The 17,099-nt window shown below is 74.6% G+C and carries 15 protein-coding genes and 1 pseudogene; 9 read left to right on the top strand and 7 right to left on the bottom strand.

The window, feature by feature from the left end:
- The first annotated feature begins 22 nt into the window (after positions 1 to 22).
- Positions 23 to 733 (top strand): YoaK family protein, encoded by a 711-nt coding sequence (locus tag IE182_RS18515; protein WP_190110978.1) that lies wholly within the window; start codon positions 23 to 25, stop codon positions 731 to 733.
- A gap of 25 nt (positions 734 to 758) precedes the next feature.
- Here the strand turns inward: IE182_RS18515 and IE182_RS18510 are convergent, their stop codons facing one another.
- On the bottom strand, positions 759 to 2,339 hold the full coding sequence (locus tag IE182_RS18510) for an MFS transporter (protein WP_190110977.1): 1,581 nt from the start codon (positions 2,337 to 2,339) through the stop codon (positions 759 to 761).
- Positions 2,340 to 2,456: 117 nt separating this feature from the next.
- Here IE182_RS18510 and IE182_RS18505 point away from each other — a divergent pair, with 117 nt between their 5' ends.
- The 4 genes from IE182_RS18505 to IE182_RS18490 all read left to right on the top strand — a co-directional run bounded on the left by IE182_RS18505 (position 2,457) and on the right by IE182_RS18490 (position 7,038).
- The gene (locus tag IE182_RS18505; protein ID WP_190110976.1) at positions 2,457 to 3,482 is read left to right on the top strand and encodes an Lrp/AsnC family transcriptional regulator; all 1,026 of its coding nucleotides are present in this window, start codon (positions 2,457 to 2,459) and stop codon (positions 3,480 to 3,482) included.
- An 84-nt stretch (positions 3,483 to 3,566) separates the two neighbouring features.
- On the top strand, positions 3,567 to 6,263 hold the full coding sequence (locus tag IE182_RS18500) for a CHAT domain-containing WD40 repeat protein (RefSeq protein WP_190110975.1): 2,697 nt from the start codon (positions 3,567 to 3,569) through the stop codon (positions 6,261 to 6,263).
- A gap of 58 nt (positions 6,264 to 6,321) precedes the next feature.
- Positions 6,322 to 6,663, top strand: a complete 342-nt coding sequence (locus IE182_RS18495) for a CU044_2847 family protein (protein ID WP_190110974.1) — start codon at positions 6,322 to 6,324, stop codon at positions 6,661 to 6,663.
- A gap of 138 nt (positions 6,664 to 6,801) precedes the next feature.
- Positions 6,802 to 7,038 carry a DUF5133 domain-containing protein gene (locus IE182_RS18490; RefSeq protein WP_190110973.1) on the top strand — a complete coding sequence of 79 codons (237 nt, stop codon included), beginning with the start codon at positions 6,802 to 6,804 and terminating at the stop codon, positions 7,036 to 7,038.
- Here IE182_RS18490 and IE182_RS18485 read toward each other — a convergent pair.
- Positions 7,022 to 7,966 carry a nitroreductase/quinone reductase family protein gene (locus tag IE182_RS18485; protein ID WP_190110972.1) on the bottom strand — a complete coding sequence of 315 codons (945 nt, stop codon included), beginning with the start codon at positions 7,964 to 7,966 and terminating at the stop codon, positions 7,022 to 7,024. The genes IE182_RS18490 and IE182_RS18485 overlap by 17 nt on opposite strands.
- 478 nt (positions 7,967 to 8,444) lie before the next feature.
- On the opposite strand from IE182_RS18485, the gene IE182_RS18480 reads away from it, so the two are divergent.
- The 3 genes from IE182_RS18480 (at position 8,445) to IE182_RS18470 (ending at position 12,863) form a co-directional block, all read left to right on the top strand.
- Entirely contained in the window at positions 8,445 to 9,782 is a 1,338-nt protein-coding gene (locus tag IE182_RS18480) for a diacylglycerol/lipid kinase family protein (protein WP_190110971.1), read from the top strand.
- Positions 9,783 to 10,023: 241 nt separating this feature from the next.
- On the top strand, positions 10,024 to 11,715 hold the full coding sequence (locus IE182_RS18475) for a hypothetical protein (RefSeq protein WP_229844917.1): 1,692 nt from the start codon (positions 10,024 to 10,026) through the stop codon (positions 11,713 to 11,715).
- Positions 11,712 to 12,863 carry a DUF8225 domain-containing protein gene (locus tag IE182_RS18470; protein WP_190110970.1) on the top strand — a complete coding sequence of 384 codons (1,152 nt, stop codon included), beginning with the start codon at positions 11,712 to 11,714 and terminating at the stop codon, positions 12,861 to 12,863. Before IE182_RS18475 ends, IE182_RS18470 begins: the two co-directional genes overlap by 4 nt.
- A gap of 18 nt (positions 12,864 to 12,881) precedes the next feature.
- Here IE182_RS18470 and IE182_RS18465 read toward each other — a convergent pair whose 3' ends face one another.
- Complete coding sequence (locus IE182_RS18465; protein WP_190110969.1) at positions 12,882 to 14,093, bottom strand: cytochrome P450; 1,212 nt, start codon at positions 14,091 to 14,093, stop codon at positions 12,882 to 12,884.
- 226 nt (positions 14,094 to 14,319) lie between these two features.
- Here IE182_RS18465 and IE182_RS18460 point away from each other — a divergent pair, with 226 nt between their 5' ends.
- Complete coding sequence (locus IE182_RS18460) at positions 14,320 to 15,006, top strand: hypothetical protein (protein WP_229844916.1); 687 nt, start codon at positions 14,320 to 14,322, stop codon at positions 15,004 to 15,006.
- Between the two features lie 5 nt (positions 15,007 to 15,011).
- Here the strand turns inward: IE182_RS18460 and IE182_RS18455 are convergent, their stop codons facing one another.
- The 4 genes and pseudogenes from IE182_RS18455 to IE182_RS32490 form a co-directional block, all read right to left on the bottom strand.
- Positions 15,012 to 15,368: an MmcQ/YjbR family DNA-binding protein gene (locus tag IE182_RS18455; protein ID WP_190110968.1), complete on the bottom strand. Its 357-nt coding sequence runs from the start codon at positions 15,366 to 15,368 to the stop codon at positions 15,012 to 15,014.
- Positions 15,369 to 15,390: 22 nt separating this feature from the next.
- The gene (locus IE182_RS18450; protein WP_190110967.1) at positions 15,391 to 15,966 is read right to left on the bottom strand and encodes a hemerythrin domain-containing protein; all 576 of its coding nucleotides are present in this window, start codon (positions 15,964 to 15,966) and stop codon (positions 15,391 to 15,393) included.
- Positions 15,967 to 16,129: 163 nt separating this feature from the next.
- A complete protein-coding gene (locus IE182_RS18445) occupies positions 16,130 to 16,654 on the bottom strand; it encodes a hypothetical protein (RefSeq protein WP_190110966.1) in 525 nt (174 codons plus the stop codon).
- Positions 16,655 to 16,781: 127 nt separating this feature from the next.
- Positions 16,782 to 17,099, bottom strand: a pseudogene (locus IE182_RS32490) (hypothetical protein); the annotation flags it as partial.

The raw sequence follows: 17,099 nt of genomic DNA, 5'->3' as shown, positions 1-17,099 counted from the left end.
CCGCCGACCGGAAGGAGCCGCCGTGGACCCGAGGCCCGGGGCCGCCCTCACGGCGGTGATGGTGGCGCTGACGCTGATCACGGGGGTGGTGGAGGCCGTCAGCTTCCTGGTGCTGGGCCCGGTGTTCACGGCGATGCAGTCGGGCAACGTGCTCTTCCTGGCGTTCTCGCTCACCAAGGAGGGCGGCCTGTCCCCGGTGGCGGCGTCCGCCTCCCTCGGCGGGTTCGCGGTGGGGGCCGTCCTGGGGTCGCGCCTGGAGTCGAGCGTGGACGTCCACGGGCGCCGGTGGCTCGTGGTGGCGCTCGTCGCCGAGGCGGCACTGCTGGGCGTGGGGGCACTGACCGCGTGGGGCATCGACGGGGTGGGCGAACCGCTGTCGGGCCGGCACTACGCGGTGACGGCCGTGGTGGCCGGGGCCATGGGGATGCGGAACGTGACGACCATGCGGGCCCGGGTGCCGGATCTGCCCACCACACTGGCCACCCGCTCGATGACGGCCCTCCTCGGCGGCTCGCCGCTCGCGCTCGACACGCGGATCACGTCCGGCGCCCGGGCACAGGGCCGCCGGACGGCCGCGGTGGCGGTGCTGTTCGCCGGTGGCCTGCTCGGCGCGTGGATGCTGCACGAGGCGGTGCGCCCCCCGGTCGTCCTGCTGACTGCGGCCGGCGGCGTCCTCGCGACCGGCCTCCTCTACGCCTGCGCGCCGCGCGCCGGCCGGCCGGAACCGGCCTGACGGCGGCGCGGCGCGCCCCGAATGCTCAGACCGGCGTCCGCTCCGGCGCCTGGCGCGGGGCGGGGACCCCGTCCGCCGCCGGCTCGGCGGTGGCCGCCTTCGCCGCGGGGCGGACCAGGGTCAGCACGAGGAGTCCGCCCGCGGCGGCCGCCAGGGCCGAGCAGAGGAACACCCGCTCCAGGCCGGCCGCGAACGCCTCGTGGACGAGGCGCTCGGTGCCCGCGCGCAGGCCGGCCGGTGCGCCCTCGACGATCCGGCGCGCCTGGCCGCCGGCGAGCGCGGAGGCCGCGGAGTGCGGGTCGAGACCCGAGCGGGCGTCCTCGAACACCTTCTCGGCACGGCTGGTGAAGACGGCTCCGAGGCCGGCGATGCCCAGCGTCATGCCCAGCTGCCGGAAGGTGTTGACCGCTCCCCCGGCCATGCCCATGCGCTGGGGCGGCACGCTGCCCATCGCGGCCGACACCAGGACGGGGATGGCCAGGCCGACGCCGACGCCGGTCACGCACAGCCCCGCCAGGACCGCGGAACGGCCGGCGTCCGCCGTCATGCCGCCGGCCAGGAGCAGCATGCCGGCCGCGATCACGAGCAGCCCCAGGCCGATCGGCACCCGGGGTGCCATCCGCTGGAGGTAGCGGCCCGCCACGAGGGAGACCATGAACGACAGCGCGGCCAGCGGGGCCAGCGCGAGGCCGGCCGCCACCGGGCCGAGGCCCAGGAGGGACTGCAGCCACAGCGACGTCAGCGCCAGGCAGCCGAACGCGCCGGCCTGCAGCAGCAGCGCGCCGCCCATCAGCCCGGTGAAGGAGGGCCTGCGCAGCAGGGCGAGGTCCAGCAGGGGCTGGCGGCCCCGGCGTTCGGCGCGCAGCGCGGCCGCCACGAACGCGGCCAGGGCCAGCGCCGCCACGCCGAAGGCGCCCAGCGTGAGGGGCGAGGTCCAGCCGGCCTCGCCGCCGCGGATGAGCCCGTAGGTGAGGCCGGCCGCCGCGACGGTGAAGGTCACGGCGCCGGGGACGTCCAGCCGGGCCGGCCGGCCGGGGCCCTCGGCCGGGGCACGGCGGTCGGCCGGGACGACGCGCAGGGTCAGCGCGACGGCCACCGCGGCGATCGGCAGGTTGACCAGGAAGATGGCCTGCCAGCCGATGTGCTGGGTGAGGAGCCCGCCCAGCAGGGGGCCGGCGGCGGCCGCCGCACCGTTGACCGCGCCCCAGACGCCGAAGGCGGTGCCGCGGTCGCGCCCCCGGTAGGTCGCGCCGAGCAGGGCCGTGGTCGTGGCGAACATCGCCGCGCCGCCCACGCCCTGCACCGCCCGCGCGGCGACCAGGACCGCGGCGTCGGGCGCCAGGCCGCAGGCGAGCGAGGCCAGGGCGAACACCGCCAGCCCGGCCACGTACAGCCTGCGGTGGCCGAAGCGGTCGGCCAGCGACCCGGCGGCCAGCAGCAGGGCCGCCAGGGCGAGGGCGTAGGCGTCGACCACCCACTGCAGGGAGCTGAAGCCGGCGTCCAGGTCGTCCGCCATCTGCGGGAGCGCCACATTCACGATGGTCACGTCGACCAGCAGGATGAAGGCCCCCAGGCAGACAGCCACCAGAGGCTGCCACTTACGCATTCGAGTCTCGTTTCGTCGTGTCCGTACGTCGTGCTCCATACCCTCGCCGCATGCTGCGGATATCCCACAGCCAGAGCGAACCGATCGGCGATATTCGACAATCAGTACGCTGGTGCGGTGGATACCGACATCGAGCCGTACCTCTTCCCCGACCTCGACGTCCAGGACCGGCCGCTCGCCCAGGCCCTGCAGATCGACGGGCGGGCCCCCTTCAGCCGGATCGCCCAGGTGCTCGGGGTCTCCGACCAGACCGTCGCCCGGCGCTACACCCGGCTGCGCACCACCGGGACGCTCCGCGTCGTCGGGCTGACCGACCCGTTGCGGGTGGGCGACACCCCCTGGTTCGTCCGGGTGCGGTGCACGCCCGACGCGGCCGCCTCGGTCGGCGAGGCGCTGGCCCGGCATCCGGACACGAGCTGGGTGAAGCTCACCTCGGGCGGCACGGAGATCACCTGCAACGTCCGTTCCCGCAGCGCCGGCCGTCCGGGCGGCGACAACCCGCTGCTGCTGCAGGAACTGCCGCGCACGCCGCGGGTCGTCGACGTCTCCGCGCACTGCCAGCTGCACGTCTTCTTCGGGCAGCGGCACAGCCACCTCACCCGCTCCGGGCCGCTGACGCCCGGCCAGGTGGCCGCGCTGGCGCCCGCCGCCGGCCCCGGCCCCCTGGACGAGGCGGCCGCGCCCTACCCGCTGGACGACCAGGACCAAGGGCTCCTGGACGTCCTCGCCCACGACGGCCGCGCCCCGCTGGCCGAACTCGCCGCGGCCACCGGCTGGTCCCTGACCACCGTCCGCAGGCGGATGGCCGAGCTGCACGCGTCGGGCGCGCTCTACTTCGACGTCGACTACCACCCGCGGGTCATGGAGGGCGGCTTCCGCGCCACGCTGTGGCTGCAGGTCGAGCCGGCCCGGCTGGAGGCCGCCGGGCGGGCGCTGGCCGGGCACCCCGAGGTGGCGTTCGCCGCCGCCACCACCGGGACCGCCAACCTCCACGCCAGCATCGCCACGCGGGACGCCGGCGCGTTCTACCGCTACCTCACCGGCCCCGTCGCGGCCCTGCCCGGCGTCCGGCACACCAGCACGGCGCCCACGCACCGCGTCCTCAAGGGCCCGGGCCCCTGGCAGCCCCGGCCCGGGCAGTGAGCCGCGGGGCGCCCCGGTCGGGCTAACCGCCCTGGTCCCCTCCTGCGTCCGCCCGCAGGATGGGGTCATAAGGAAGGGGTGGCGATGGCCACTGACCTCGAACTGGAGATCTCCGGGACGGGCCCCGGCGACTACGAGGTGCGGGTGGTGCACGCCGCGGCCGGCGGAGAGCCCACGGCCAGGCTGCAGCTGGACGTCGACGCACTGCTCGCCCGGCGTCCGGAGCTGGAGGCGACGGTGCTGGCCTCGTCGGTGTCGGCGCGCCGGGTGGTGCCGCTCTGCGAGGAGCCGGTGCAGCAGGTCGGGCAGCAGCTGTTCCGGGCGCTGTTCACCGGCCCCGTCTACGGGACCTACCGGGCCAGCCTGGGGGTGGCGCAGGAACGGCAGGAACGGCTGCGGATCGTGCTGCGGCTGGACGCGCCGGAGCTGGCGCTGCTGCCGTGGGAGATGCTCTTCGATCCGGAGGCCGGCGCCTACCTGTGCCGGCACGAGCCGCTGGTCCGGCACGTGCCCGCCCTGTACACGCCCGAGCCGCCGCGGGTGAGCCCGCCGCTGCGGGTCCTGGTGATCATCGCCTCGCCGCGTGGGCTGCCCCCGCTGGACACCGACGCCGAGCGCGAGCAGCTGCAGAAGGCGCTGGCCGGGCAGGTGGCGGCGGGACGGGTCGAGCTGACGTGGCTGCCGGACGCCGGCTGGGACAGCGTGCAGGCGGCGCTGCTGGAGGGGGAATGGCACGTGCTGCACTTCATCGGCCACGGCGACTACGACGCCGGCACCGACGAAGGGCTGATCGCGCTGGTGGACGACAGCGGCGGCCCGGCCATGATCGATGTCAACCAGCTGGTGGACCTGCTCGGCGAGGCCGAGCCCACGCCGCGGCTGGTCGTGCTCAACTCGTGCGCCTCGGCACAGGGTGGCACCCACGACGTGTTCTCCAGCACCGGCGCCGCCCTCGTCCGCAGCGGCATCAGCGCGGTGGCCGCCATGCAGTTCACGGTCAGCGACCGGGCCGCCGTCCGCTTCGCGCAGGGCTTCTACACCTCGCTCGCCAGCGGCCACCGGATCGACGAGGCCGCCCGCAGCGGCCGCATCGCGATGCTCGGCTGCGGCCGTACGGCGCTGGAGTGGATCACGCCGGTGCTGTACGTACGGGGGGAGACCACCCGGCTGTTCACCTTCACGTCCGCACCGCACCCGCCTGCGGCCCGGGAACCCGAGCCGTCGCAGCAGCAGGAGGCGGCGACGCCGCACCCCGGGCGGGCGCAGCCGCCCGAGGCGGGCCGTCACGAGGCGCAGGTGCGTGCCCTGCACGTGATGGCCAGCGCCGAACTGCGCATCGGCAACCACGACAAGGCCATCGAGCTGCTGGACGACCTGCTCGCCCTGGACCCGGAGCATCACGAGGCGGCGGCGCTGCGCGAGACCGCCGTCCGCCGGTGCCGGCTCGTCGGCCTCCGCGAGCGGGCGGCCGGGGCGGAGGCCGCCGAGGACTGGGCCACCGCGGTCGAGGCGTACGCGGAGATCCTGCAGGAGCAGCCCGAGGACCGCGACGCGGCCGCGCGGCAGGAACGGTGCCGGGCCCGGCAGCAGGTTGCGGACCTGCAGGCGGAGTTGCGCTATCACGCGGAGGCCGGGCAGTGGCAGGCCGTCCTCGACGTCGACGAGGAGCTGCGCCGGCTCGACGCGGCCGCGGCCGACCCCGCCGGGCTGGCCACCCGGGCCCGCGGGGCCCTGCAGGACGCCGAGCGGGAGGCCGGGCTGCGGACCGCGCTGGACGAACGGGCGGCCGCGCAGGAGTGGGCCCAGGTGCGGGATCTGATCGCCGAGCTGACGGCGCTGCGCCCGGAGGCGGCCGGGGAGTACACCGCGCTCGCCGACCGGGCGCGGCACGAGCTGCGGGCCCACCCGCGCGAGGAGGGGCGCATCGACTTCGGGCACGAGGTCTACGCCCTGGCATGGGATCCCGACGGCGGGGCCGTCGCCGTCGGGGGCGCCGCGGCGTCGGCGCGGGTGTACGACGTGACGGGGCGGGAGCGGCTGGAGGTGGTGGTCGGGGTGCCCGAGCTGCACTGGGTGTACGCGGTGGCATTCAGTCCGGACGGCACGCGGCTGGCCACCGGCTCCGACACCCACACGGGGCGGGTCTGGGACGCGGCCACCGGCCGGGAGTCGCTGGAGGTGCGCCAGGACAAGGCGGTGCTCGCGGTGGCGTTCAGCCCGGACGGCACGCGCATCGCCACGGGCGGTCTCGACCGGACGGCCCGCGTCTGGGACGCCGCCACCGGGGAGGAAGTGCTCGAAGTGCGCCACGACAACACGGTCTTCGACGTGGCGTTCAGTCCGGACGGCCGTCGCATCGTCACTGGTGGACTCGATCGGACCGCCCGCGTCTGGGACGCCGCCACCGGCGAAAAGCTCACCGAAGTACGCCACGACGACACCGTCTTCGCGGTCGCCTTCAGCCCCGACGGCCGTCGCCTCGCCACCGGAAGCCACGACCGGACGGCCCGCGTCTGGGACGCCGCCACCGGCGAAAAGCTCACCGAAGTACGCCACGACGACACCGTCTTCGCGGTCGCCTTCAGCCCCGACGGCCGTCGCCTCGCCACCGGAAGCCACGACCGGACGGCCCGCGTCTGGGACGCCGCCACCGGCGAAAGGATCAGCGAAGTGGGCCACGAGGACAATGTGCTCGCGGTGGCGTTCAGCCCGGACGGCAGCCGGCTCGCCACGGGCAGCCATGACCACACCGTCAGGATCTGGCCGGTCGGCGACGCATAGCCGTCCGGCACGGCGGCTCCCCGCGTGGGGAGCCGCCGACGAAGCGAAGGAGAGACCGTTGGGGCAGCTCGTGGAATTCCCCACCGCCGGCGGCGGTACGGTGCTGGTCGAGGTCAGCGAAGGGACGACGACGGCGGGGACGGTGACGCGTGGCCTGCACGAGAGCTCGGTCGTCGAGCGGGCGCAGCGGACGTTCGAGGACGCCGTGCGGCGTGTCGAGCCCGGCGTGCAGGCCGTGGTGACGCAGTTGCGGTCGGCGGCCCAGTCGCCCGACGAGATCAAGGTCGAGTTCGGCATCAACCTGCACGGTGAGGCCGGTGCGTTCATCGCCAAGGCGTGCCTGGCCGCCAACTTCACCGTGTCCCTGACCTGGAAGCCGACGGGAGCCGGCACGCCGTGACCCCGCCCGGCCGCCGCCCGTGAGAACGACGCAGGAGGGCGGCGGCCGGGGAAAGGGGAATGGAGCGCGGTCTTCCGGGCAGGCGCGGAGAGAACGTCGTGTGCTCTTTCACATATCCGTCTCTCGAAGGAGAAGCCCATGCTGCTTGCCCACCCCGCCGTGCTCGACGATCTCGTCCGGCGCTACACCTCACTGGAGCGCACGCTGGCATCGGGGAAGGCAGGCCCGACGACGCGGCAGAGGCTGGCCGACGTCGCCTACACGCTGTGCGTGTCGACCGGAACGCGCGACATCGACGCCGCGCTGGTCGTCGCCCGGCACCGCCTTCCCGGTTCCGGGCCGGGCGACGACAGCGCGCTCACGTCCGGCGGGTGACCCCGGCCCCGTCGGCCGCCGGCGGCGCGGGCGGGGCCGGCGGGAAGGGGATCGCGGCGAGGGCGGGCAGGAGCGACTCCTCCTCGGCGTCCAGGTGTGCCAGCAGTTCGTCGGAGAGCCGGGTCAGCTCGGTACGGAAGCGCACGGGATCCGCCGTGGTGATGTCGGCCAGCAGGGCGAGGAGTTCGTCCTTGAGGCGGGCGAGCGTCCGGTGTTCGCCCGCGAGGCGGTCGAGGACGTCGCGCAGGTGCGGGTGCTGTCGGCCGAGTGCCGGGAAGACGTGATCGTCCTCGCCGGTGTGATGGAAGGTCAGGGCTTCGCAGAAGGCCAGGCAGTGCTGCCGGATCTGCAGGCCCAGCCCGGGCGCCGGCGGCTCCTGCGGATCGTGGTGGGCCGCCCGTGCGGCGAAGTGGGCGTCGGTCTCGGCGCGCACGTGGCGCAACTGCCCGCGCAGCCAGGTGTGGATTTCCAGGAGCTTGTCGGCGAGGTTCATGACCTCGTGCGCCGTGCCGGCCCCGTGATCGGGCCGTTCCAGGACCACCACGGGCAGGGTCCGCGTCGTGCGGGCCTGGTAGTCGGCGTACCCGGGGGCGACGCCGGCCACGTGGTCGAACAGTTCGTCGCGCCGTGCTCCCTCGGCGGGGACCGCGACGGCCTCGAACGTCTCGGTGCCGGTCTCCACCCGCACCACGGGGTGGGCGAGCAGGTTGTGGTACCAGGCGGGGTGGTGGGGTGCGCCGAGGTTGGACGCGACGACCAGCAGCAGGTCGCCGTGGCGCACGCAGCCAAGCGGAGTGGTGTGTTCGGCCCCGGACCGGGCGCCGGTGGTGGTGAGCAGGAGGAGGTCGCCGCCCTCGAAGGGGCCGCCGACCTTCCCTGCGTTGGCCCGGAACTCCTCGATGACGCGCTGGTTGAAGGACATGGGCATACGGGTGTGGTTCTCCAGGAAGAAGGCATGGGTCCGCGGTGACGGTGACCGCGGTGACGGGTGGTGGAGTGCGCGGCGATGTGCGCACCGGACCGCGTCGTTCCCACCCGTGACCGTGCCCCGCAGAGGGTTGCCCCCCGGGCGGACGGGTGCGGCTGCCGGCGGTGGCGGGCGCCGCACGGGACGTCGCACGGGAAGGCGCACGGGACGGCGCGGGAGAGGGAACGACGCGCGGCGGCGTCTACGTCAGGCGCAGGATGCGGAGTACGAACTCATGGCATGGCCCCTCGGTGCAGGGTGTCCGCCCGGCTGCCGGCCTGCCCACTGCTCTGTAGCCGGCGCCACGCGACACGCGGATCATTGAAACCGGGCCGTTTCCCCCTGTCAATGCGGATCCGCTGCTTCCGGATGAGGGCGCAACGATGGCGGCCGTTCGCGGCGTCCTTCAGGTGTCCGGTGGCGACGGGAGGACGGGACCATGGGCGACGGCAGGGGCGTGCACGGCGTGACGGCGCAGCGACGGGCCGCGCGCCTGGCGCTCCTGGCGGCGTTCTCGGCGGCGTCGGTGCTGCTCCTGGCCGGGGGCGTCCGAAGCGTCGGGCTGGTGGGTGCCGGGCTCGGCGGGCTGGCCGCCTGTGCGGCGGGGCTGTGGTGGACGCTGACCCGCCGGGGCGTCGCGCGGGTGTGCGCCGCCGTCCTGGCCGCGGCGGCACCGGCCGCGGTGATCGCCTTCTACGTCGCCGCGGGGCTGCTCTGGCTCGTGCTGCTCTCCGGCGGGCTGTGGGTGCTGGCGGCCTGCGCGGGGTGGGCCGCACTCGGTGCGGACCGTGTCCCCACGGCCGCGCCCGGGGTGCCGGTCGCGCCGCCGCAGCGGCCGTTCCTCATCATGAACCCCCGCTCCGGCGGGGGGAAGGTGACGCGCCACCGGCTGCGGGAGAAGGCGACGGCGCTGGGCGCGGAGGTGGTGCTCCTCGACCCCGGCCGGTCCCAGGACGTCGTGGCGCTCGCGCGCGAGGCCGTGGCCCGCGGGGCGGACCTGCTGGGGGTGGCCGGCGGCGACGGTACCCAGGCCCTGGTCGCCGGGGTGGCTGCGGCACACGACGTGCCCTTCGTGGTCGTCGCGGCCGGCACCCGCAACCACTTCGCGCTGGATCTCGGGCTGGACCGCAACGACCCGGCGGCGGGCCTGGACGCCCTCACGGACGGGGTCGAGTTCCGGGTGGACCTCGGGCGCGTCGGGGACCGGGTCTTCGTCAACAACGCCTCCTTCGGCGCCTACGCGGCGGTGGTGCAGAGCCCCGCCTACCGCGACGACAAGGTCCGCACCGTGCTGCACCTGCTGCCCGACGTACTGACCGGCCACCACGGGCCCCGCCTGACCGTCTGCGCAGGCGGCGTCACCGTCGAGGCCCCGCAGGCCGTGCTGGTGAGCAACAACCCCTACCGCGTGGGGGACCGGGCCGGGCTCGGCCGCCGGGAGCGGCTGGACGGTGGCGTACTGGGGCTGCTCAGTGTCAGGGCCGACAACGCGGCGCAGGCGGCGGCCCTGCTCCGCGGCCGCCGCTCCCCCGGCCTGACCGTCCTCGCCACCCGCGCGGTCCTGGTCGACGCCGACGCGCCGATGGTGCAGGTCGGCGTCGACGGCGAGGCCCTGTCCTTCCCCGCCCCCGTCCGCTGCGCCATCGAGCACCGGGCGCTGCGCGTGCGCGTCCCCCGCCGGCGCCCGGGCGTGCCACGGTTCAGGCCGCGCCTGGACTGGCGGCGGCTGCGCGAACTGGCCTTCGGCCCGGAGCAGCCGGCCCGGGCGGCCCGCTGACGCCGCGCACGGTCACAGGCGGCCGCGGGCATCCGGGTTGCCGACCCCCGCAACGGCTGGGAGCCTCGAAGGAGGACGCCGGAACGGTGCGGAGCCCCGTTGCCGGTGAGCTGACGGTGACGCGAGGCCCGGTGGCGGACCGCCCCGGGAAGGACTCGCCCCCATACCCCTCCCCCGAGGCGCGGCGCGCACGGGCGATGTCGCGCGGGGACGCCCGTCATTGCGCAGACCGGGACCGCCCATGACAGGACCCACCCCCGACGGCATGCGCGGCCAGCCGCCCGAGCGGCGGCGGGCGACCGCGTGGGCGTGGCCGTCCGACGGCGGCGGGCGGGCCGGCGGCTCGTACGCCCCGGGGCTGACCGCCGCCGTCCCCGCCGGGCAGGGGCCGGCGATGCCCGACCTGGCGGCCGGCCGGCTGTACCGGGCCGTGAGCGGGGTGGACGGCGAGGCGCGGCCGATGGCCGACGCCGAGCGCGCGGAGCTGCACGACCCCCTGGCCGAGGTCTTCTTCCGGCACGGGCGCTTCCCGATGTCCTCGCGCGAGCTGCTCGCGGGGCTCGACGGCGCCGGAGCGGTGCCCGAGCAATCCGTGTTCCTGGTCAGCGAGTCGGGCCAGCTCCCCCCGCCCGCGGCGCCCGGTCTGCACCGCGACATCCGCTACGCGATCACCCGGGCCGAGCGGGGGCGCATTCCGGACCTGCTGATCAGCACGGGGGCCAACAGCGACCCGGACACCACGTTCCTGCAGGTCGCCGCCTGGGATGCGCAGGCGGGCCACTTCAACTACTACATGCGCATCCGGCCCGCGTGGGTGTGGACCGGCGACTCGTGGTCGGCGCTCGCGCCGGCCTCCCGGGGGCACGGCTGCTTCGACAGCCACGTCAACGGCAGCGTGGTGATGAAGGAACTCAAACAGCCCTGGATCCACTGGCAGTCCATGGCGGCGACGATCCGGCTGGCCCCCGACGACCCCCTGCGCGGCGACCCGCTGTACGGGCAGGTCGCGGGCGCCGAGCAGCTGGAGACGACCGTCAAGGCCCTCGTCGGCCGGTGGACGGACGCCCGGCTGGCGAAGGTGACCGCGGGCGGGACCGTGGACCGTCCCGACCACCTGCTGCGCCAGCTGTTCACCAGCACCACGGTCAATCTCACCAGCACCTCCGTCCAGAGCGCCACCGTCCGGGCCGACGGCGACGACCTGGTGCTGCCCATCGGCTTCTGGCTGAACGGCGACGCGCTCCTGGACGACCTGGGCCTGCCCGTCGCGTCGGCGCCGCCGCGCGTGCCCGCGGCGCTGTACCTGGGCAGCCTGAGCCGGTTCGGCTTCCGCATGCAGGAGCGGACGAGCGGCTTCTCCCAGCCCGGTGACACGTTCTTCGCCTTCCTGGTGCCCGAGGCGGCCCGCGAGGACAACGACGTGGTGCACCGGATGGTGCTCGCCGGGATCGTCCCGGCGAAGTTCGCCGCGGCCGCGCTGATGGTCGACTTCCCCAATCCCGTCTACAGCACGGACCGGGCCCGCCTCATGGCGTACGTTCCCACCGCGCCCACCCCCGCCGCGGCACTGGCGGACTCCGTCGCCGACGCGATCACGACCGCCGCCCGGGGCCTGCCGCAGGACAGCCCGGAGGCCCGGTTCGCCGAGCACTGGGCCCTGGCCGACGACGCCTGGCCCACGGCCTTCGCCGCCCGCGTGGACACCTACCTGGGCAGGGCCGCCGCCCGAACCGGCACCCCCGAGGGCTTCGACGACCTCACCCGGCTCGCCGAGTCGCGGCGCCGCGACTTCCGCAGCAGGAAGCTCAACGAGTTCGAACTCACGCTGCCCGTCACCGACATCCCCGCCGACGCCCCCCGGCTGCGCATGAACGAGGACGCGACGGTCACCACGACCGCCCCCGCGCCCGTCACCCAAGGAGCGACGCCATGAGCACACTCGACGCGTACGGGCCTCCCGGACGGCTCACCGACCTCGACGACGTGGGCCTGAAGGCATGGAACGTCTTCCTCTCCGACAGCGTCGACGGGGCCGTCAAGGGGCCCGATCCGGCCAAGGTCCGCAACGACAGCCCCCGGCCGCAGTTCTACAACCTCACCAGGGCCCAGACGGCATCGGACGCCACCGAGGCCACGGTCACCTGGGCCGCGTTCCCCCGGCGCATCAAGCTCGACTCCCTCTCGGACGCCCAGCGCTGGCAGCGTGCGGACGCCAGCCGCGACGTCCAGGACGAGTACTGCGAGTGGAGCGTCACCCGCGACGACGCCGGGAGGATCATCCGCGTGACGTTCACCTGCGAGGGGCCCGAATACTGGGACGTCCTCGCGCAGACCAGCCCGGAAACGGCGCTCCGGCTCTACCAGCAGCACGTCAGCCCGCAGGTGCGCAAGGCGGACCTCTTCGGCCTCGACGGCCGCTACCAGCGCCGCAACCGGTGGAACGACTCCACCACGCAGGGCGCCATGCACCTCATCCAGCCGTCCAACACCCTCGGCGCCGAGATCGAGCTCGCCGCGGCCGCCACGATACGCCGCGTCATCGACGGCCAGGAGCTCGTCACCGCACAGGAGCTCATCGCCTGCAGCAAGTACGGCGTCGCCGAGCGGCACAGCGACCCGCACATCGGCGAGGTCGTCAACACCGTCGCCCGGCAGGCGGCCGACCTCTCGCTCACCGACCCCGTGGGCCTGTACTTCAACGGGCTGTCGACCGAGGGGTGGCTGACTCCCGACTCCTCCGACCCGCAGAGCTACTGGAGGTACGTGCGCGGGGAGCAGAACCATCCGGTCAGAGCCGTCTACGAGGTGCCGGCGGACCGGCACTTCACCGTCTCGGACATCACCATCGGCGGCAAACCCATCCGCTTCGGCGCGCAGATCGCCGACTTCATCACCATCAAGCTCTCGGCGGTGGCCTGCCGGATCGGCGACAGCACCGTCCAGCCGCAGACGGCGTGCGTGGAACTCGTACCGGCCACGGCCGGTCCGGCGACGAGCGCGTTCGCCGCGAGCGCCTTCTCCCCGTACGGATACGTGGGCGCCGGCTCCGCCGAAGCGGCCGCCACCACCCGCCGGGCCTGACGCCGGCCGGGGCCGGGCTCAGCAGGCGACGAGCAGCTCCCGCAGCCCCCGGATCACGAAGCCCGGCTTCCACTGCGGCTCCGCCACGAGCCGCAGCCGCGGTGCGCGCCGCAGCAACGTGCCGAAGACGGCCTGGAGTTCGATGCGGGCGAGCGGGGCGCCCAGACAGTAGTGGAGGCCGGCCCCGAAGCCGAGGTGGGGGTTGTCTGCGCGGGTGACGTCCAGGCGCTCGGGGTCGGGGAAGCGGGCGGGGTCGTGGTTGGCGGAGCCGAACAGCAACGCCACCTCGCTGCCACGCGGGACGAACGTGCCGCCGATCTCGATGTCGTCGAGCACCCAGCGCTCGAAGAGCTGCAGCGGCGTGTCGTAGCGCAGCAGTTCCTCGATCGCGCCCGGCAGCAGGGCGGGGTCGGCGCGCAGGGCGGCGAGCTGGGCGGGGTGACGGAAGAGCGCCCACCAGCCGTTGCCGGTGGTGTTGACCGTGGCCTCGTGGCCGGCGTTCAGGAGCAGGACGCACGTGGAGACCATCTCCTGCTCGGTGAGCCGGTCCCCCTCGTCGTGGGCACCGATCAGCGCGGTGAGCAGGTCGCCGCCCGGGCGGGCGCGGCGGTCGGCGATCAGCTCCCGCAGGTAGGCGGAGAACTCGGCCGAGGCCCGCACGGCGCGCCGTGCCGTCGCCTCGTCCGGGTTGAGTTCGTACATGCCGCAGATGTCCGCGGACCAGGGGCGCAGCAGCGGCCGGTCGGCGGCGGGGATGCCGAGCATCTCGGCGATGACGGCGACCGGCAGCGGCTCGGCGACCGCGGCGATCAGGTCGCCGCCGCCCTCGGCGAGGAGGCCGCTCACCAGCTCGCCGGCCAGCCGGCGGACGGTCGGGGCGAGGTCGTCCACCCGGCGCGGGGTGAACGCCTTCGCGACCAGGCGCCGGATCCTGCTGTGGTCGGGGGGCTCCAGGTCGAGCAGCCCGTTGCCGTTGAGGACGTGGAAGGGCTCGTGCGCGGCCGGGGGCGGGGTGCGGCCGAACTCCTCGTGCGTGAAGCGGTGCAGGTACGTGCGCCCCAGCCGACGGTCGCGCAGCAACGCCCGGACGTCCGCGTGGTGCGGCACGAGCCACTGCCGGCTGGGCGCGAACCAGTGGATGCGCCCCGCGGCCCGCAGCCGTGTGTATCCGGGGTAGGGGTCGGCGACGAAACGGGGGCTCCACGGATCGAAGTCGGCGCTCGCGTCCATGGGCGGATGCTAGCGACGCTTCCGGTCCGTCCACCATGGCAGGAAGCTGACAGGGCGACGGCTCCGGCCGGCGGCTCCCCTCCGGCCCGGTCCCGTCGTCCCGCCGCGTTCCCGGGTCCTCGTCCCGCCGTCCTGTCATCTTCCGGCCGGACCCTCCTTCCACGGCGTCATCCCGGCACCGGCCTCATTACGCTCTGCTTAACGATCTTGGTGAAAGGCATGGCACGTGAACAAGCGCTTCGCATCCGTCGTGGTGGCCTCGGCCGGTCTGCTCTCGCTCATGAGCGGCACCGCCCTCGCGGACACGGCTCCCCCCTCGCCCGAACAGTCCTGTGAGGGCGTCAAGCTGACCGGTGCCCTGCCCGCGCCGCCGGCCGGGATGGCGGTGGTGCAGGACGTCACGATCGGCAAGGACTGCAAGCCCGTGACGGGCCCCGTGCAGTACGTTCCCGCCTCCTCCGGCAAGGCCGCCGCCAAGGGCGCGCTCGCCGCGGCCCCCCGGAGCGCGGCCGCCGCGGGCCGGCAGTTCCGCAGCTGGAACGAGATGTTCGACTGCTGCAACATCCGGATGACCGGCCTGTACACGACGTCGACCTGGAACAGCGCGGACGGCCGCATCACCACCGCGGCGACCGAGGCGCGCCACGAGTGGAACCGCGAGCCGTGGGACGCGGGCTGGTCGCTGAAGTCGTCGGACAAGAAGGACGACTGCACCAACGACTGCGCGACCGTCACCACGCAGGCGAACGCCGAGTTCACGTACAAGGGCATCTTCGACGTGACCGGCAAGTGGTACGCCAACACCCACCACTCGAACGTCAAGCTCAACCCCGACTCGACGGCGACCTGCACCTTCGACGTGGAGCTGCGGCACACCTTCATCGGCTGGAACTGGCGTCGCGGCTGCGAGTGACCCCCTCAGCCCTGCCCGGCCCCCGGGCCCGGCAGGGCGTCCGCGAGGCGCTCCGGCGCGGCCTGCCGCCAGGAGTCGACCAGGATGTCGCGCAGTTCGTCCAGGTCCTCCAGGGCGGCGAGCCGCACGCGCACCCAGTGGGAGCCCGCCTCGTGCGGCGGCACCCAGAACTTCTCCGGCTCCGCCGCGATCAGCTCCGTGCGCTCGTGCTTGGGGCACCGCACGGCGAAGGACGTCCCGTCGTCGGGGATCGTGATGTACATCTTCCCGGCCACGCGGAAGGTGGGAATGCTCCACGCCTCCTTCTCGACGGTCTCGGGGAGGGACAGCGCGATGCGGCGGACGTCAGCAGCAGTGATCACGTGACCAGGTTAGAACGGGCGTTCAGTGCCTGTCGCCCATGGCCTTGCGCACCGCGTCGCGGGCGCGGTCCACGAGGGCGGTCACCGGACCCAGCACGAGATTCTTCGTGGCGCTCTCCACACCGGGGTGCGGGTGCGTGGGAGCCACCGCCTCGGCTGCCCTGACGGCCTTGGCCATCCGTGCGAGCATCCGGGGTTCGGTCTCCTCCTGCAAGCGGCTGAACTCCAGCCGTTCCTCGGAGTCGGCGTGCGCCAGGACGTCGTCGCGCAGCGCCCGCAGCGTGGGCATGAAGTCCGGGTCGTCGACGTCCATGCCGTCCAGTTCGCTCAGCACCTCCTTCGCCTCCCGCTCCTCGCGCAACCGGTCGTCCACGACGCGGTCGCCGCCCGGGAAGGCGCGCCGTGCGGTGGGGTGCACCACTTCTTCCTCGGCCGTCTCATGGACGGCGAGCATGCGGACGAGCTTCCTGAACGCCTCACGGCGTCCTTCGCCCTCCGCCGTCTCGACCTGCTCGAACAGTTCCCGGATCTGCCGGTGCTGCTCCTTGAGCAGTGTCACGACGTTCTCGTCCGCGCCGCCGTGTGCCCGCTCCGCCATGCCTGGCCTCCTGCCGGTCCCCTGGGTCACCAGCGCAGACTCTGCCTCCTGCGCCCCTCCGACAGTGCCCCACCGGGGCCTCGGCCGGGACGCCTGCAACGGGTCGCGGTCGGCCTTTCATCTGTTCGGACGAACGGGCGGTGCCGGGGCGCCGGCACGGGGCTCAGGCGGCGTGCTCGTGCCCCGCGTCCAGCCGGCCGAGCAGCTCGGCGCGGTGCAGCCCGGCCAGCGAGGCCACCAGGTCCGGGTGCCTGAGCAGGGGGGCGGCGCGTCCGTCGTGCGCGTCGGGTGCGGTCAGCCGGCGGAACTCGACCGGCAGCCCCAGGGCGTGGTCGCTGTCGCCGACGGCGGCCACCGCGGCGGCGGCCAGTCGCCGGTCGGAGAGCAAGGCCGCGGCCCAGCTCGCGACGGCCTCGTCGACCCACGTCCGCCACGCGTGGTCCGCCTCGTCGGTCTCGCCGAGGTCGGCTCCCGCGAGCCAGTCGAGGCGGGCGGACCCGCCGGGGCCCGCGACCATGACCAGACCGGCGTCCAGGACCGTCGGATACCGCAGCCACGCCGCGACCGTCACCGCCTGGCGCGCCTGCGCACCGGCGAGCACGGAGTCCAGCGCGCCGCCCCCGGGCGCGTACGCCCGGGTCAGCCACTGGGCCGTGGCGGCTATGAGCGGGGAGAGGTCTGCGGACATCACGGGGAACCGTTCGCGTCTGCGCCCCTGACGGACGCCACATGCGGACAAGACGAGAGAAAAGGCTAGCCACCGCCTCGAACCGGGCCAATGACCTGCGTCACGCGGGGGCAGGCCACGGCGCGGGTCAGCGGCCGCGCCGGCCGAGGGAGCGCGGGCGCAGCAGGGCGGCCGCCAGGATGGCCGGGGTCGTGAGCAGCAGGGTGAGGGTGACCAGCGGGGTGTGGCGCACCGGCTTCTTGGACACGGCCTTGAGGGAGTTGCGATAGGCGGGGCGGGGCGGGAACTGCGGGCGGGGTGTGGTGGGCACCGCGTGCGACGGCGGCGGGGCGGGGGCGGCGGGCGGCCGCAGCGGCACGGTCCCGACGGGCAGCGGGCCCGGGGCGCGGGGGGCGGGCGGTGCGGCCGGAGGCGGAGCGCTGGGGCCGGGCACGGGCGGGGCGGT

It is taken from the genome of Streptomyces cinnamoneus (assembly GCF_014650495.1).
Lineage (GTDB): Bacteria > Actinomycetota > Actinomycetes > Streptomycetales > Streptomycetaceae > Streptomyces > Streptomyces cinnamoneus.
Note: the sequence above shows the minus strand (reverse complement) of the source record. Positions and strands in the feature narration are given on the sequence as shown.

Excerpts from the sequence above, each read along its gene's own strand:
- IE182_RS18510 (WP_190110977.1), bottom strand. The coding sequence starts at position 2,339 with ATGCGTAAGTGGCAGCCTCTGGTGGCTGTCTGCCTGGGGGCCTTCATC.
- IE182_RS18500 (WP_190110975.1), top strand. The coding sequence starts at position 3,567 with ATGGCCACTGACCTCGAACTGGAGATCTCCGGGACGGGCCCCGGCGAC.
- IE182_RS18490 (WP_190110973.1), top strand. The coding sequence starts at position 6,802 with ATGCTGCTTGCCCACCCCGCCGTGCTCGACGATCTCGTCCGGCGCTAC.
- IE182_RS18485 (WP_190110972.1), bottom strand. The coding sequence starts at position 7,966 with ATGCCCATGTCCTTCAACCAGCGCGTCATCGAGGAGTTCCGGGCCAAC.
- IE182_RS18480 (WP_190110971.1), top strand. The coding sequence starts at position 8,445 with ATGGGCGACGGCAGGGGCGTGCACGGCGTGACGGCGCAGCGACGGGCC.
- IE182_RS18475 (WP_229844917.1), top strand. The coding sequence starts at position 10,024 with ATGACAGGACCCACCCCCGACGGCATGCGCGGCCAGCCGCCCGAGCGG.
- IE182_RS18470 (WP_190110970.1), top strand. The coding sequence starts at position 11,712 with ATGAGCACACTCGACGCGTACGGGCCTCCCGGACGGCTCACCGACCTC.
- IE182_RS18465 (WP_190110969.1), bottom strand. The coding sequence starts at position 14,093 with ATGGACGCGAGCGCCGACTTCGATCCGTGGAGCCCCCGTTTCGTCGCC.
- IE182_RS18450 (WP_190110967.1), bottom strand. The coding sequence starts at position 15,966 with ATGGCGGAGCGGGCACACGGCGGCGCGGACGAGAACGTCGTGACACTG.
- IE182_RS18445 (WP_190110966.1), bottom strand. The coding sequence starts at position 16,654 with ATGTCCGCAGACCTCTCCCCGCTCATAGCCGCCACGGCCCAGTGGCTG.